This is a genomic window from Kitasatospora cinereorecta (assembly GCF_024172095.1).
Taxonomy (GTDB): domain Bacteria; phylum Actinomycetota; class Actinomycetes; order Streptomycetales; family Streptomycetaceae; genus Kitasatospora; species Kitasatospora cinereorecta.
The window spans coordinates 742,139-757,500 of record NZ_JAMZDX010000003.1; the positions used below are offsets into that span (position 1 = coordinate 742,139).

A 15,362-nucleotide genomic window follows, 5' to 3' on the forward strand; every position below is an offset into this window, starting at 1 on the left:
GATCGCGGCCCGGTGGGCCGGGGTGGGGATGACGGGTGGTCAGGGTGGGCCGGCCGGTCAGGCGGTGGGCCCGAGCAGGGCGCGGACGGTCCGGGACGGGCTCGGGCGGCCGAGCTGCCGGGCCATCCAGCCGCTGGTGGCGGCGAGTCGGGGGAGGTCGACACCGGTCTCGATGCCGAGGCCGTGGAGCATCCACACCAGGTCCTCGGTGGCGAGGTTGCCGGTGGCGCTCTTGGCGTACGGGCAGCCGCCGAGGCCGCCCGCCGAGGCGTCGACCACGGTCACGCCGGAGCGCAGCGCGGCCAGCGTGTTGGACAGGGCCTGGCCGTAGGTGTCGTGGAAGTGGACGGCCAGCTTCTCGACCGGCACGCCGGCCCGGACGAATCCGGCCAGCAGCGCGGTGACCTGGCCGGGGGTGGCGACGCCGATGGTGTCGCCCAGGCTGAGTTCGGCGCAGCCCAGCTCCAGCAGCCGCAGGCCGTGGCCGACCACCTGGTCGACCGGCACCCGGCCCTCCCAGGGGTCGCCGAAGCACATCGAGAGGTAGCCGCGGACCGGAACCCCGGCCTCGCCGGCCCGCTCGACGACCGGGCGGAACATCTCCATCGCCTCGTCGGCCGAGCGGTTGAGGTTGCGCCGGGCGAAGGTCTCGGTGGCGCTGGCGAAGACCGCGACCTCGCCGGCGTGGTGGGCCAGCGCGCGGTCCAGGCCGCGCTCGTTGGGCACCAGGACCGGCAGCCGCAGCCCGGGGTGGCGTTCGTGCAGCGGGGCCAGCAGGGGCATCAGCTGCTCGGCGTCGGCCAGCTGCGGCACCCACTTGGGGTGGACGAAGCTGGTGGCCTCGACGGTGCCGAGTCCGGCCGCGGCGAGCCGGGCGATGAACTCGGCCTTCACCTCGACCGGGACGAGCGCGCTCTCGTTCTGCAGGCCGTCGCGCGGCCCGACCTCGTGGATGCGCACCCGCTTCGGCAGCGCCGGATCGGTCACCGGGTCGGGCAGGCCGAGGTCGAGGACGCCGGGCTCACCGTTCTGCCCGGTGATGCTGCTCTGCTCGGTCGGGCTGCTCTGCTCGGTCATGAGGGCACCTCCGCGGACGCGTCGTCGTCGGCCGCGACCACGGCCAGCAGGTCGTCCATGGCCACGGTGGCGCCGGCGGCGGCCCGCAGCTCGGTGACGGTGCCGTCGTGCGGCGCCGCGATCACGTGTTCCATCTTCATCGCCTCCAGGACCAGCAGGGCCTGGCCGCGCTTGACCCGCTCGCCGGCGGTGGCCTTGACCACCGTGACGGTGCCGGGCATCGGGGCGGTCAGCGCGCCGTGGTGGGCGCCGGCCGCGGCGGCCCGCTCGGCCTGCAGGTCGTACGGGTGGACCGCCCAGGCGTCGCCGTCCAGGGCGAGCCAGTCGACCGGACCGGCCGGGGAGGCGTCGACGGTGTGGGCGAAGGTCGTCTTCAGGCCGTCCACGGTGAGGTGCAGCAGGCCGTCGGACAGGACGGCGCGGGCGCGCCGGAGGGGGCCGTCGCCGAGCCGGACCTCCAGCTCGGCCGGGTCGGCGCCGCCGGCCGGGCGGACCCGGACGGTGACCGGCTCGTGCCCGGCCAGCCGCAGCCGGTGGACGGACCAGGCGGCCGCGCCGCCCATCCGCCACCCGCTGGCCTGGGCGAACGGGTCGGCCCAGCCCTCGGCGGCGGGCGCCAGGGCGAGCCGGCGGCAGAGCGCCGCGGCCAGGTGCAGGGTCTCGGTGTCCCGAGTGTGCGGCGAGGCCAGCAGCGCCGGGTCCTGCTCGACGGTCCGCTCGACCAGACCGGTGTCGAGCCGTCCGGCGGCGACGTCCGGCTGGGCCAGCAGCCGGCGCAGGAAGCCGGTGTTGGTGGTGACGCCCAGTACCCGGGTGTCGGCCAGCGCGGCCCGCAGCCGGCGCAGCGCGGTGGCGCGGTCCGGCCCGTACGCGATCACCTTGGCCAGCATCGGGTCGTAGAGGCTGCCGACCTCGCTGCCGGCGGTGACGCCGGAGTCCACCCGGACGCCCTCGCCGGTGGGCTCGTCCAGGCGCAGGATCCGGCCACCGGTGGGCAGGAAGTCGCGGTCCGGGTCCTCGGCGCAGATCCGGGCCTCGATGGCGTGGCCGCGGAAGGCGATGTCGTCCTGGGTGAACGGCAGCGGCTCGCCGGCGGCGACCCGCAGCTGCCACTCGACCAGGTCGAGGCGGTGCGGTCCGTCCGGTCCGGCGACCTCGACGGCCAGCTCGGTGACCGGGTGCTCGACCTGGAGGCGGGTGTTCATCTCCATGAAGAAGAAGTCGAGGACGCCCTCGGGGGCCGGCCCGTCCGGGTCGATGCCGGGGACGATGAACTCGACGGTGCCCGCGCCGGTGTAGCCGCAGGCCTCGGCGGCGCGCACGGCGGCGGCGCCCATGGCGGCCCGGGTCTCCGGGTTCAGCAGGACCGAGGGAGCCTCCTCGATCAGCTTCTGGTGGCGGCGCTGCAGGCTGCACTCGCGCTCGCCTAGGTGGACGGTGGTGCCGCGGGTGTCGGCCAGCACCTGCACCTCGATGTGGCGGGGCCGGTCGACCCAGCGCTCCACCAGCAGGGTGTCGTCGCCGAACGCGGTCCGGGCCACCCGGCGGGCGGCGGCCAGCTCGGTCGGCAGCTCGGCCGGGTCGCGGACCAGCCGCATGCCCTTGCCGCCACCGCCGGCCGACGGCTTGAGCAGCACCGGGTAGCCGATCTCGGCGGCGGCGGCGATCAGCTGCTCGTCGGTGGGCGAGCCGTCCTGGCTGCCCGGGACCACGGGGACGCCGGCGACCCGGACGGCCTCCTTGGCGTTGATCTTGTCGCCCATCAGCTCGACCGCGGTGGGCGGCGGGCCGATGAAGGCGATCCCGGCCTCGGTGCAGGCGCGGGCGAAGGCCGGGTTCTCGGCCAGGAAGCCGTAGCCCGGGTGGATCGCCTGCGCGCCGGTGCGCCGGGCGGCGTCGAGGATCTGCTCGGTGCGCAGGTAGGTCTCGGCGGCGGTGGAGTCGCTGTGGTCGGCCGGGCCGAGCCGGACCGCCAGGTCGGCGGCGCGCACGTGGGGCGCGTCGGCGTCGGCGTCGCTGTGGACGGCGACCGACCGGACGCCGAGCCGCCGCAGGGTGCGGATCACCCGCAGGGCGATCTCGCCCCGGTTGGCGACCAGAACGGTGTCGAACATGGGAGGTGTTCCTCCGAGTCGAGGGTGGAGTCGAGGGTCGAGGGGAGCGGGGTGACCCCCGGTCACATCCGGAACACGCCGTACGGCCTGGGGTCGGCCAGCGGGGCGTTGGCGCAGGCGGTGAGCGCCAGGCCCAGCACGGTGCGGGTCTCCATCGGGTCGATCACGCCGTCGTCCCACAGCCGGGCGGTGGCGTAGTACGCGTTGCCCTGCCGCTCGTACTGCTCGCGGACCGGCCGCTTGAACTCGTCCTCGGCCTCGGCGGGCCACTCCTCGCCGCGGCCCTCCAGCTGGTCCCGGCGGACGGTGGCCAGCACCGAGGCGGCCTGCTCGCCGCCCATCACCGAGATCTTGGCGCCCGGCCACATCCACAGGAACCGCGGCGAGTACGCCCGGCCGCACATCGAGTAGTTGCCGGCGCCGTACGAGCCGCCGATCACCACGGTCAGCTTCGGCACCCGGGTACAGGCCACCGCGGTGACCATCTTGGCGCCGTGCTTGGCGATGCCGCCGGCCTCGTACTGGCGGCCGACCATGAAGCCGGTGATGTTCTGCAGGAAGAGCAGCGGGATGCCGCGCTGGTCGCACAGCTCGATGAAGTGCGCGCCCTTGAGCGCCGACTCGGCGAACAGCACGCCGTTGTTGGCGACGATGCCGACCGGGTGGCCGTGGATCTTCGCGAAGCCGGTCACCAGGGTGGTGCCGTACTCGGCCTTGAACTCGCTGAAGCGACTGCCGTCCACCAGACGCGCGATCACCTCGCGCACGTCGTACGGGGTGCGCGGGTCGACCGGCACCGCGCCGTACAGGCCGGCCGGGTCGACCGCGGGCGGCTCGACCGGGGCCAGCGGCCACGGCTTCGCGGGCCGCGGGCCGAGGCCGGCCACGATGTTCCGGACGATCGACAGCGCGTGCTCGTCGTCCTCGGCCAGGTGGTCGGTGACGCCGGAGGTCTTGGAGTGCAGGTCGCCGCCGCCGAGCTCCTCGGCCGTGACCACCTCACCGGTCGCCGCCTTCACCAGCGGCGGGCCGCCGAGGAAGATGGTGCCCTGGTTGCGGACGATCACCGCCTGGTCGCTCATCGCCGGGACGTACGCGCCGCCGGCGGTGCAGGAGCCCAGCACCGCGGCGATCTGCGGGATCCCGGCGGCGGACAGCCGCGCCTGGTTGTAGAAGATCCGGCCGAAGTGGTCGCGGTCCGGGAAGACCTCGTCCTGCATCGGCAGGAAGGCGCCGCCCGAGTCGACCAGGTAGATGCAGGGGAGCCGGTTCTCCAGCGCCACGTCCTGTGCCCGCAGGTGCTTCTTGACCGTCATCGGGTAGTAGGTGCCGCCCTTGACGGTGGCGTCGTTGGCGACCACCACCACCTCGCGGCCGGCCACCCGTCCGATCCCGGCGATCACGCCCGCCGCCGGGGCCGCGCCGTCGTACAGGCCGTCGGCGGCCAGCGGGGCGAGCTCCAGGAAGGGGGAGCCGGGGTCGAGCAGGGTGTCGACCCGGTCGCGCGGCAGCAGCTTGCCGCGTGCGGTGTGCCGGGCCCGCGCCTTCTCGCCGCCGCCGAGCGCGGCCTCGGCGAGCTTGCCGCGCAGCTCGGCGACCAGCTCGCGGTGCGCGGCGGTGTTCGTCCGGTACGCGGCCGAGCCGGGGTCGACCGAGCTCTCCAGACGCGGCGCCGGTGCGGCCGGTGCGGTGGACGCTGCCACTGAGGGGACCATTCCCAAGAGCTCCCTTGCCCTGGAGCCGAAAGGGGCAGGCGGAAGGATGAGTCCGCCACCCCGTGTTAATGAGCGTTAACTCCTGCCGCCAGGTTAACGGCCGATAACCCGACTGTCTACGATGGGCAGCATGCCCAACGTCACCGCCGCCCCCGCGCTCCCACGCCGTGACCAGATCCGCAAGGAGGCCGCCCGGCTGTTCGCGGCCCGCGGCTTCCTGGGCGTCGGCGTCGACGAGATCGGCAAGGCGGTGGGAATCAGCGGGCCCGGCCTCTACCGGCACTTCTCGGGCAAGGACGCGATGCTGGCCGATCTGCTGATCGGCATCAGCGAGCGGCTGCTGGAGGAGGGCCGCCGCCGGGCCGGCGAGGCCGAGGGGCCAGCGGCCGCGCTGGACGCCCTGATCGGCGGCCACGTGGAGTTCGCGCTGGACGACCGCGACCTGATCATCCTGCACGACCGGGAGCTGCTCCACCTCAAGGAGGAGGACCGCCGCCGGGTGCGCCGGCTGCAGCGCGGCTACGTCGAGCTGTGGGTCGAGGTGGTCCGGCAGGCCTTCCCGGCGCTGGCCTCCGCCGAGGCCGAGCCCCTCGCCCGGGTCTCGGTGCACGCCGTCTTCGGCCTGCTCAACTCCACCCCGCACAGCGCCGCCCCCAACCCGGCAGCCGACCGCACCGGTCTCGCCCGCGACGGCATGGCGGCCCTGCTGCACACCCTGGCCCAGGGCGCCTTCGCCGCTGCGGCGGCCGAGGCGGCCCAGGTCGACGCCGCCTGAACCCGGGGAGTGGCGCTGCCTGGCCTCGGGGAGTAGGGCCGGCGACCGACCCCGACCGGGCCGCCCGACCGGTGCGCCGGCCCGGCCTCTCGCGCACGATGGAGGCGGGAAGCAAGCGGCGCCCGCCGTGGTTGAGCTTCCCGTACGGACCTGCCGCACACCCGTGCGGCCAATTACCGATGCCCCCGCCCGGCCGAATGGTTAGTATCCCTAAATATGCCTGAGACTCACGGTTCTACTGCGGAGCTGTCCCGGAGCAGCGACGGTCGCGCACGTCCGGCGGAGTCGGCACCGGCCCGAGCGGAGGCCGGCTGGCTGCGCCGGCTGTCCGGGTACTGCTGGCGCTACCGCCGCAATGTGCTGCTCTCCTTCGGGGCCTCGCTCGTCGGCATGGCGGTGACCACCCTCGTCCCGCTGATCACCAAGCTGATCATCGACGACGTGATCACCGCCCACACCCGCTCGCTCGCCCCGTGGGCCGCGCTGCTGCTGGTCGCGGCCGCCGTGGTCTTCCTCTGCACCCAGGTCCGCCGCTACTACGGCGGTCAGCTGGCCCTCGACGTGCAGCACGACATGCGGGCCGACCTGTTCCGCTCGCTGACCGCATTGGACGGCCACCGGCAGGACCGGCTCGACACCGGCCAGGTCGTCGGCCGCGCCACCTCCGACCTGCAGCTGATCAACGGGCTGCTGTCGATGCTGCCGATGATGACCGGCTACGCGCTGATGTTCGGCATGTCGATCGCGGTGATGCTCTGGCTGTCGCTGCCGCTCACCCTGATCGCGCTGGTGATGGCCCCCGCGCTGTGGTGGATCGCCACGCTCAGCCGCAAGCGGCTGTTCCCGGCCACCTGGGCCGCGCAGCAGGAGGCCGCCGCGGTGGCCGGGGTGGTCGACGCCGCCGTCGGCGGCGTCCGGGTAGTCAAGGGCTTCGGTCAGGAGGCGCAGGAGCGGGCCAAGCTGGAGGGGGTCTCCCGCGGCCTGTTCGCCGCCCGGCTCCGCTCGATCCGGCTGACCAGCCGCTACAACCCCGCGATGCAGACGATCCCGGCGCTCGGACAGGTCGCGGTGCTGGCCTTCGGCGGCTGGCTGGCCGTCCGCGGAAACGTCTCGCTCGGCACCTTCGTCGCCTTCTCCACCTACCTCGCCCAGATGACCGGCCCGGTCCGGATGCTCGCCATGGTGATCACCGTCGGCCAGCAGGCCCGGGCGGGCGTGGAGCGCGTCCTCCAGCTGATCGACGAGCGGCCGCTGGTCCAGGAGGCCCCCGGCGCCCACCCGCTCGACCTCGCCGACACCCGTCCCGGCACCCCCGCCCTGGAACTCGACGGGGTCGAGTTCCACTACCGCGGCGACGAGCCCGACGACGAGCGGAGCACCGCCCCCGTGCTCGACGGGCTCACCCTGCGGATCGCCCCCGGCGAGACCCTCGCCCTGGTCGGCTCCTCCGGCTCCGGCAAGTCCACCGTGGCCCAGCTGGTGCCCCGCTTCTACGACCCCACCGGCGGCACCGTCCGCCTCTACGGCCAAGACCTGCGGGAGCTGACCCTCGACTCGGTCCGGGCCGCCATCGGCACCGTCCCCGAGGAGAGCTTCCTGTTCTCCGAGAGCGTCCGCACCAACATCGCGTACGGCCACCCCGAGGCCACCGAGGAGCAGATCCTGGCCGCCGCCCGGATCGCCCAGGCCGACGGCTTCGTCCGGGAGCTGCCCGAGGGCTACGACACCCGCGTCGGCGAGCAGGGCCTCACCCTCTCCGGCGGCCAGCGCCAGCGCATCGCGCTCGCCCGGGCCATCCTCACCGACCCCCGGATCCTGCTGCTCGACGACGCCACCTCCGCCGTCGACCCGCAGGTCGAGGCAGAGATCCACGACGCGCTGGGCAGCGTGATGGCCGGCCGCACCACCCTGCTGATCGCCCACCGCCGCTCCACCCTCCAGCTCGCCGACCGGATCGCCGTCCTGGACGCCGGCCGGCTGGTCGACCTCGGCACCCACGAGGAGCTGGAGGCCCGCTGTCCGCAGTACCGGGCGCTGATCACCGACCCCGACGCGCTGGCCGCACCCGAGCGGACGGTCGAGGCCGAGGACGAGTCCACCGCAGGTGTCGGTGCCGTGGCTGGGGTCGGTGCCGCTGTCGGGGCCGCCCCCGGCGTCGTTGCCGCCGTGGCTGTCGCCGGCGCAGCCGGGAGCGGCGGGGCGAAGGCCGCCGGTGCCACCCCCGAGCTGCTCGCCAAGGTCGCCGCACTGCCGGCCGCCACCGACACCCCGGACATCCCGGTCGAGCAGGCCGAGGCCGGCGACCCCCGGTTCAACCTGCGCCGACTGCTCGCCCCCTTCCGCGGCCCGCTGGGCCTCGCCCTGCTGCTGGTCGCCCTCGACACCGCGGCCGGCCTCACCCTGCCGATCCTGATCCGGCACGGCATCGACGACGGCGTCAGCAAGGCCGCGATCAGCGGCGTCGCGGTCGCCGCGCTGCTCGCTCTCGCCGTGGTGCTGCTCGACTGGCTGGTGCAGTCCGCCGAGACCCGGGTCAGCGGCCGCACCGGCGAACGCGTCCTCTACACCCTCCGGCTCAAGATCTTTGCCCACCTCAACCGGCTCGGCCTCGACTACTACGAGCGCGAGCTGACCGGCCGGATCATGACCCGGATGACCACCGACGTCGACTCCATCTCCAGCTTCCTGCAGACCGGCGTGGTCACCGCCGTGGTCAGCGTGCTGACCTTCTTCGGCATCTTCGCCGCCCTGCTGATCATCGACGCCGGCCTGGCCCTGGCGGTCTTCGCGGTGCTGCCGCTGCTGATCATCGCCACCCTGGTGTTCCGCAAGAAGTCCGCGCAGCAGTACCAGATCTCCCGCGACCTGATCAGCACGGTCAACGCCGACCTCCAGGAGAACGTCGCGGGCATGCGGATCGTCCAGGCCTTCCGCCGCCAGTCCACCAACACCAACCGCTTCGTCGAGCGCGGCCTCGCCTACCGCGACGCCCGGGCCCGCGCCCAGTTCTACATCTCGCTCTACTTCCCGTTCGTGCAGTTCCTCTCCAGCGTGGCCTCCGCCCTGGTGCTGATCGTCGGCGCCTCCCGGGTCGACTCCGGCTCGCTCACCATCGGCGCCCTGGTCGCCTACCTGCTCTACATCGACCTGTTCTTCGCCCCGGTCAACCAGCTGTCGCAGATCTTCGACGGCTACCAGCAGGCCGCCGTCGGCCTCGGCCGGATCCGCGAGCTGCTGCGCACCCCGACCTCCACCCCGGAGGCCGAGCAGCCGGTCGCGGTGGAGAAGCTCCGCGGCGAGATCAGCTTCGAGAACGTCGCCTTCGCGTACAACGCCGTCGACGGCGGTGCGGGCACCGAGGACGGCGCCGGCAGCCCCGACGTGCTCACCGGCATCGACCTGCACATCCCCGCCGGCCAGACCGTCGCCCTGGTCGGCGAGACCGGCGCCGGCAAGTCCACGCTGGTCAAGCTGGTCGCCCGGTTCTACGACGCCACCGGCGGCACCGTCCGGGTCGACGGCACCGACCTCACCGAGTACGACCTGGCCGGCTACCGGCACCGGCTCGGCGTCGTCCCGCAGGAGGCCTACCTCTTCGCCGGCACGGTGCGCGACTCCATCGCGTACGGCCGCCCCGACGCCACCGACGCCGAGGTGGAGGCCGCCGCCCGGGCGGTCGGCGCCCACGAGATGATCACCAAGCTGTCGGACGGCTACCGCCACGAGGTCGCCCCCCGCGGCCGCAACCTCTCCGCCGGCCAGCGCCAGCTCATCGCCCTCGCCCGCGCCGAACTGGTCGACCCCGACATCCTGCTGCTCGACGAGGCCACCGCCGCCCTCGACCTCGCCACCGAGGCCGCCGTCAACCGCGCCGCCGAGCGGCTGAGCGGAGGGCGCACCACGCTGGTGATCGCCCACCGGCTCAGCACCGCCGAGCGCGCCGACCGGATCGTCGTCCTCGACCGCGGCCGGATCGTCGAGGACGGCACGCACGGCGAACTGCTCGCCCGCGAGGGCGCGTACGCCGCGCTGTGGCAGGCGTTCATCGCCGAGGGCCACCACCACCCGGCACCGGTCGGCGGCTGACGCCGCCCGGCGCGGAGCGGGCCCGACCGGCGGATGTCCGGTCGGGCCCGTTGCGTCTGCTCGGTCGGGCCCGCTGCGTTTACGTCTGCGTCTGCGTCTGGGTCTGCGCCGGTCGGGCCTGCGGTGTCGGCGTCGGTCGGCTATGCCGCGAGCAGCGCGGACAGCAGGGCCGCCAGGTCCGCCCCGCGCGGCAGCTCGCTGACCTGGCCGTCGCCGACCTCGACCACCCGCCACTGCCGGCCGTCGTCATCGTTCCCGCCGCCGGTTCTGGTGCCGCTGCCTGTACCGTTCCCGCCCGCGCGGCGGGCGAGGTCGGTGGTGACGAAGCGGCACCCCAGCGCCCGGACCAGCGGACGGACGGCGGTCAGGTCGGGTACGGCGGCGAGCTGCGGGGTGTCCGGGTGCGGTCCGACCAGCACCGCCTCGCCGTCCAGCCACCACACCCGGGCCTCCTCCGCCCGCCCCCCGTCGTCGCGGACGAACTCCTCATAGCGCCGCAGCACCACCCCGCCCGCCAGGTCGTCCCCCTGCAACTCGACGAACCGCGCCACCACCCGTCCGAGCCCGGCCGGATCGGCGAGGTCCGGGACGAAGCACGCCTCAGCCCACTCGTGCTTGCGCGACTTCACGTAGTCCTTGACCACCGCAGGCCCGCGCCCGCCCAGCAGCTCGGCCGCCCCGGCCAGCGCGGCCGCGTCCGGCGGAGCACCCGGCGACGTGCACGGCAGCCACACGCTGTTCGGCGTGGCACCCTCGAACACCCCGTACCAGCCGGGGAGTTCGTGAGCCGAGCGATACCCGGCCGGCGTGGTCAGCAGGGTGCAGTCGCGGGCGGCGAGCGCCTCGCCGAGGTCGGCGTACGCGTCGGAGGGCACCATCCAGCCCCGGTACCAGAGCGGACCGCGACCCCTCGGCACCCGCCGCACCGCCTCCTTGGCGTCGCCGCCGAGCAGCGCGTCGTGGTCGAGAAGGACCACGTCTCCGCCCAACTCGCGGACGGTCCGGGCCTCCAGCGCGAAGTGCGGATCCGGGCGGCGGGGGGCGAGCGGGTCGGCGGGCACGATGATCGCGGGCTGCGGCATGGCGCCCAGCGTAGGGCTTCCCGCCTGCGGCGATGCCCGAATTTCCGCGTGCCGCACGCGGTTTCTCCGGTTCGGGGCGGGGCAGGGCGGGCTGCTCGGTGGGTCGGGCGACGGCCGCCGGTTCCCGGGGCGGTGGAATGCGATCGACAGTCCGACCGTGCTCTGCGAGGGTGAGCGGATGCGTATTCCGAGGATGGGTGGCGGGCGAACCGCCGGGCGGAAGCCGCGGCAAGCGGCACGGACCGTGGTGCTGGCCCCCGGAGGCGAGGTGTTCCTGCTCCGCTCCGACAACAGCGAGGTGGGCGTCCACTGGACGATGCCCGGCGGCGGCCTCGAACCGGGGGAGTCCCCACGCGAGGGCGCCGGGCGCGAACTCCGCGAGGAGACCGGCTGGCCGGACATCGAACCGGGCCCACTGCTCTGCACCTGGGAGCACGACTTCACCTGGCACGGCATCCCGGTCCGGCAGCACGAGCACATCTACCTGGCCACCGGCCCGCTCCGCGGCCCACACGGCGACGTCAGCGCGGTGCACCGGACGGACGGCATCCTGGAGTGGCGTTGGTGGACCCCCGACGACCTCACCGCCGCGGACGCCGACCCGCTCTGGCCCCCGCAGCTGCCCGAACTGCTCGCCGCCGTCCGCGACCGCTGGCTGACCGGTGACACCACGGGCGTCGAGGCGGTCGAGCTCGGCTACGTCCCGAACGGCACCCCCGCCGGAGGGCGTTGACCGCTCTGCCGACTCCGCCAACCCCACTGGCGCCACCGACCCCACTGGCGCCGCTGACTCCACCGGCTCCGCCGGCTCCACCGATGGGCCAGCGGAGTCCGGTGCGTCACTGCTCCGCGGCCGTCCGGTGGGCGGGGGGCCGTGCGCGGCCCCGTCCCCGGCGCCGACCGGACTGCGCCTCGTCCGGCTCCGGCTCGCTCTGCCACTCGCGCAGATCGAGCTCGCGGTCGTGCAGCGCGTCCGGGTTGATCAGCACGGTGAGCCGGGCCGCGCCGAGCGCGTCCAGTCGCAGCCCGGTGGAGGCCAGCAGCTGTTCGGTCGGTACGGAGATCGCGATCGCCGAGCGCCACTCCGGCAGCACCAGTTGCGTGGTCCCGCGGCCGGCCCGGACCAGTTCCACCGCGACCCGCCGAGCCGCACCCCCGCCGCCCGGCCCGGCCGGGCCCGGACGGCCCACCGAACCGCCGATCAGCACACCCATCGGCACCGCGCTGCCGCCCGCTTCGCCCGTGGCGTCCATGGCGTCCGTGGCGTCGGGCGTCCCGGCCACCGGCTCCGCGGGGGGAGTCGCCGCGGCACCGGCCGCGCCCGGTCCGCGCTGCCCGGGCTGCCCGTGCACCCGGCTCAGCCGCCGCGACGGTGTCGGGCGCCGCAGTCGCCTCGGCCGTACGGCTCCGGTCCCGGTCACCGCTTCCAGCGGTTGCGGTGCCGCCGATCCGTCGGACGGGGTCTGGTCGAGCGCGGTCATGGCGGCGGTCCTCCCGGTGTGGTCCGGATGATCCTCCCGCACCGCACGGCGACCGTCCAAGACGCCGTCACCACCCGTGGGTCCCAAGCCTTTCCGGGCCGCCCGCGAGTCGCCGGCAGGTCGTCGGCGGGTCGCTGATGGGTCGCCCGTGCGCTGCCCGCGGGGTTACGCTTGGGCCCATGAAGCTCACGTCATGCCTGTGCTGGCGGCCGTCCTAGGGACGGCCGCACCCCACGCATGACCACAGGGCCGTCCGTACGGGCGGCCCTGCTGCGTTCACGGGAGTTCACCTCGGAGCTCTCCCGGACGGGACGGCGGACGGGCCGGTACCGGCGGACGGTCGCACCACGACCGACCATCCGCCCCCTCCCGGACCCGAGGAGAACCCCGTGCAGACCAGCACCCGCACTCGTACCCGCACCATCGGCACCACCGAGCCCACTGCCGCCACCGTCACCGCCACCGCCGCCGCGCTCGGCGGGGGCTCCGCCGGTACCAGGGTCCTCACCGGTGACCGACCCACCGGACCGCTCCACCTGGGCCACTACTTCGGCACCCTGCGCAACCGCGTCCGACTCCAGGCCGAGGGACTCGAACTGCTTCTGGTCATCGCCGACTACCAGGTCCTCACCGACCGCGACACCGCCGACCGCTGCGCCGAGCACGCCGAGAACCTCGTCCTCGACTACCTCGCCGCGGGCGTCGACCCCGACCGCGCCACGATCTTCGCGCACAGTGCCGTGCCCGCCCTCAACCAGCTGCTGCTGCCCTTCCTCAGCCTGGTCACCGTCGCCGAACTCGGCCGCAACCCCACCGTCAAGGACGAGATCACCCACTCCCGGCAGAACACCGTCAGCGGACTGATGTTCACCTACCCCGTCCACCAGGCCGCCGACATCCTCTTCTGCAAGGCCGACCTGGTCCCCGTCGGCCAGGACCAGCTCCCGCACCTGGAGACCGCCCGCACCATCGCCCGCCGCTTCAACGACCGCTACGGCAACGGCACACCCGTCTTCCCCGAGCCGTGCGCCCTGCTCTCCGAGACACCCCTGCTGCTCGGCACCGACGGCACCAAGATGAGCAAGAGCCGCGGCAACGCCATCGCGCTCGGCGCCACCGAGGACGAGACCGCCCGGCTGATCCGCGGCGCCACCACTGACGCCGACCGGCACATCACCTACGATCCCGAGCGCCGCCCTGGCGTCGCCAACCTCCTCCGCCTCGCCGCCCTCTGCCAGGAGCGGAGCCCTGAGGACCTTGCCGAGGAGATCGGCAACGGCGGAGCCGCCCGGCTCAAGCGGCTCGTCACCGAGTCCGTCAACGAGCACCTCCGCCCGCTCCGCACCCGCCGCGCCGAACTCGCCGCCGACCGGGCCCACCTGCGCCAGGTGCTGAGGACCGGCTGCGAGCGCGCCAACGCGATCGCGGACGCAACCCTCGCCGAGGTCCGGAGCGTCATGGGCACCGTGTGAGTACGAAACGCGGTGGGCACCACCTGTGGCAGGTGGGAATGCCGTGAACAGCCGGCCGTCCCCGCCTGGTCCGTCTCGCGTCGAGCGGTTTCCTCGGCCGCCGACCTGACGGGCCGACGGGGACCCGCACCGGCCGACGGGGACAGCCGCTCCACCACACCCGCAGCACACCACCGACGAGGGGGAACCACACGATGGCCCAGCCCGTACCCGTCCGCGCCACCGCCCCGACCGACACCATCCGGGAGGCCGTCCGCCCGCGCCGCCTGGTCCCCGGTGATCGGGTGGCGCTGGTGGCCCCCAGCGGAGCCGTCGAGCGCGACCGCCTCGCCGCCGGCATCGAGATCCTCCGCTCCTGGGACCTCGACGTGGTCGTCCTCCCGCACGTCCGCGACATCCACCCCGAGCACGCCTACCTCGCCGGCGCCGACGTCCACCGCGCCGCCGACTTCCAGCAGGCCTGGCTCGACCCCACCGTCGCCGCCGTGATCTGCGTCCGCGGTGGCTACGGCGTCCAGCGCATGGTCGACCTGATCGACTGGAACGTCCTGCGCACCGCCCCGCCCAAGACGCTGGTCGGCTTCAGCGACATCACCGTCCTGCACGAGGCGGTCGCCACCCGGCTCGGCGTCGCCACCCTCTACGGCCCGCTCGCCGCCGGCTTCGTCTTCACCACCGACGGGCCCACCGCGGACCACCTCCGCCGCACCCTCTTCGAGCCCGAGACCACCACCGTGCTGACCTCGCCCACTGCCGAGGCCCTGATCCCCGGACGCGCCCGGGGCATCCTGGCCGGCGGCTGCGCGTCCCTGCTCGCCGCCGAACTCGGCACCCCGACCGCCCGGCCCTCCTTCGCCGGCACCGTCCTGCTCCTCGAGGACGTGAACGAGCAGCCGTACCGCCTCGACCGCGTCCTCACCCAGCTGGTCCGCTCCGGGACGCTCGACGGCGTGGCCGGCATCGCGCTGGGCTCGTGGGACGGCTGCGGTCCCCTGGACAAGGTGCGCCAGGTCATGGTTGACCGTCTCGGCCCGCTGGGCGTCCCGATCGTCTGGGAACTGGGCTTCGGCCACTCGCCCACCAGCCTCACCGTTCCCCTCGGCGTCGCGGCCGTCCTGGACGCCGACGCCGGCACCCTGACCCTGGACGCTCCGGTTCTCACGCCGCCGAACGCTGAGTAGGGTGCGCCGCATGCAGGACGAAGGAACCCTCCACGGCAGCCACCCCGACCCCGCCACCGTGCCAGAGACGGCATCGGCGTCGCCCCTGGCTGTCGGCGGACGTCCCCTCGACTCGCTCGCCACCGTCGATTCCCTCGTCGCGGACGCGCTGCGCCTGCTCCACGGGCGCGGCAGCGGCATCGGGCGAACCGTCCTCGGCCTGGCCGGCCCGCCCGCCGCCGGGAAGTCCACCCTCGCTCACCGGCTGGTCGCCGAGGTCAACCGCCACGAGGGCCCCGACACCGCCGCGTACCTGCCGCTCGACGGATTCCACCTCTCCAACGCCCAGCTCGACCGCCTCGGCCTCCGCGCCCGGAAAGGCTCGCCGGAGAGCTTCGAC

11 protein-coding genes (1 of these 11 cut by a window edge) are annotated in these 15,362 nt (G+C 74.3%); 6 read left to right on the forward strand and 5 right to left on the reverse strand.

Translation table 11 applies throughout. The features are described from left to right. Positions 1 to 57 precede the first annotated feature (57 nt). The 3 genes from FHR36_RS16950 to FHR36_RS16960 form a co-directional block, all read right to left on the reverse strand. Positions 58 to 1,077 carry a hydroxymethylglutaryl-CoA lyase gene (locus FHR36_RS16950; protein ID WP_253798049.1) on the reverse strand — a complete coding sequence of 340 codons (1,020 nt, stop codon included), beginning with the start codon at positions 1,075 to 1,077 and terminating at the stop codon, positions 58 to 60. Further along, a complete protein-coding gene (locus FHR36_RS16955; RefSeq protein WP_253798050.1) occupies positions 1,074 to 3,191 on the reverse strand; it encodes an acetyl/propionyl/methylcrotonyl-CoA carboxylase subunit alpha in 2,118 nt (705 codons plus the stop codon). The genes FHR36_RS16950 and FHR36_RS16955 overlap by 4 nt, the downstream gene beginning before the upstream one ends. Positions 3,192 to 3,253: 62 nt before the next feature. After that, positions 3,254 to 4,906, reverse strand: a complete 1,653-nt coding sequence (locus FHR36_RS16960) for a carboxyl transferase domain-containing protein (protein ID WP_380232626.1) — start codon at positions 4,904 to 4,906, stop codon at positions 3,254 to 3,256. Positions 4,907 to 5,036: 130 nt separating this feature from the next. On the opposite strand from FHR36_RS16960, the gene FHR36_RS16965 reads away from it, so the two are divergent. After that, positions 5,037 to 5,681, forward strand: a complete 645-nt coding sequence (locus FHR36_RS16965; RefSeq protein ID WP_253798051.1) for an SACE_7040 family transcriptional regulator — start codon at positions 5,037 to 5,039, stop codon at positions 5,679 to 5,681. A 216-nt stretch (positions 5,682 to 5,897) separates the two neighbouring features. Next, positions 5,898 to 9,767: an ABC transporter ATP-binding protein gene (locus tag FHR36_RS16970; RefSeq protein ID WP_253798052.1), complete on the forward strand. Its 3,870-nt coding sequence runs from the start codon at positions 5,898 to 5,900 to the stop codon at positions 9,765 to 9,767. A gap of 140 nt (positions 9,768 to 9,907) precedes the next feature. Here the strand turns inward: FHR36_RS16970 and FHR36_RS16975 are convergent, their stop codons facing one another. Further along, positions 9,908 to 10,849 (reverse strand): ATP-grasp domain-containing protein, encoded by a 942-nt coding sequence (locus FHR36_RS16975; protein ID WP_253798053.1) that lies wholly within the window; start codon positions 10,847 to 10,849, stop codon positions 9,908 to 9,910. Between the two features lie 193 nt (positions 10,850 to 11,042). On the opposite strand from FHR36_RS16975, the gene FHR36_RS16980 reads away from it, so the two are divergent. Next, on the forward strand, positions 11,043 to 11,582 hold the full coding sequence (locus FHR36_RS16980) for an NUDIX hydrolase (RefSeq protein ID WP_301330380.1): 540 nt from the start codon (positions 11,043 to 11,045) through the stop codon (positions 11,580 to 11,582). Between the two features lie 106 nt (positions 11,583 to 11,688). Here the strand turns inward: FHR36_RS16980 and FHR36_RS16985 are convergent, their stop codons facing one another. After that, the gene (locus FHR36_RS16985) at positions 11,689 to 12,330 is read right to left on the reverse strand and encodes a hypothetical protein (RefSeq protein WP_253798055.1); all 642 of its coding nucleotides are present in this window, start codon (positions 12,328 to 12,330) and stop codon (positions 11,689 to 11,691) included. A 389-nt stretch (positions 12,331 to 12,719) separates the two neighbouring features. Here FHR36_RS16985 and trpS point away from each other — a divergent pair, with 389 nt between their 5' ends. The 3 genes from trpS to FHR36_RS17000 form a co-directional block, all read left to right on the forward strand. Next, positions 12,720 to 13,802 (forward strand): tryptophan--tRNA ligase, encoded by a 1,083-nt coding sequence (gene trpS, locus FHR36_RS16990; protein ID WP_253798056.1) that lies wholly within the window; start codon positions 12,720 to 12,722, stop codon positions 13,800 to 13,802. Positions 13,803 to 13,996: 194 nt separating this feature from the next. Then, positions 13,997 to 14,983: a S66 peptidase family protein gene (locus FHR36_RS16995; protein ID WP_253798057.1), complete on the forward strand. Its 987-nt coding sequence runs from the start codon at positions 13,997 to 13,999 to the stop codon at positions 14,981 to 14,983. A gap of 10 nt (positions 14,984 to 14,993) precedes the next feature. Continuing rightward, positions 14,994 to 15,362 carry the beginning of a nucleoside/nucleotide kinase family protein gene (locus FHR36_RS17000; RefSeq protein WP_253798058.1) on the forward strand. Its footprint extends 408 nt past the window's final position, so 369 of the gene's 777 nt are visible here — the first part of the coding sequence; it begins with the start codon at positions 14,994 to 14,996; its stop codon lies off the right edge, out of view.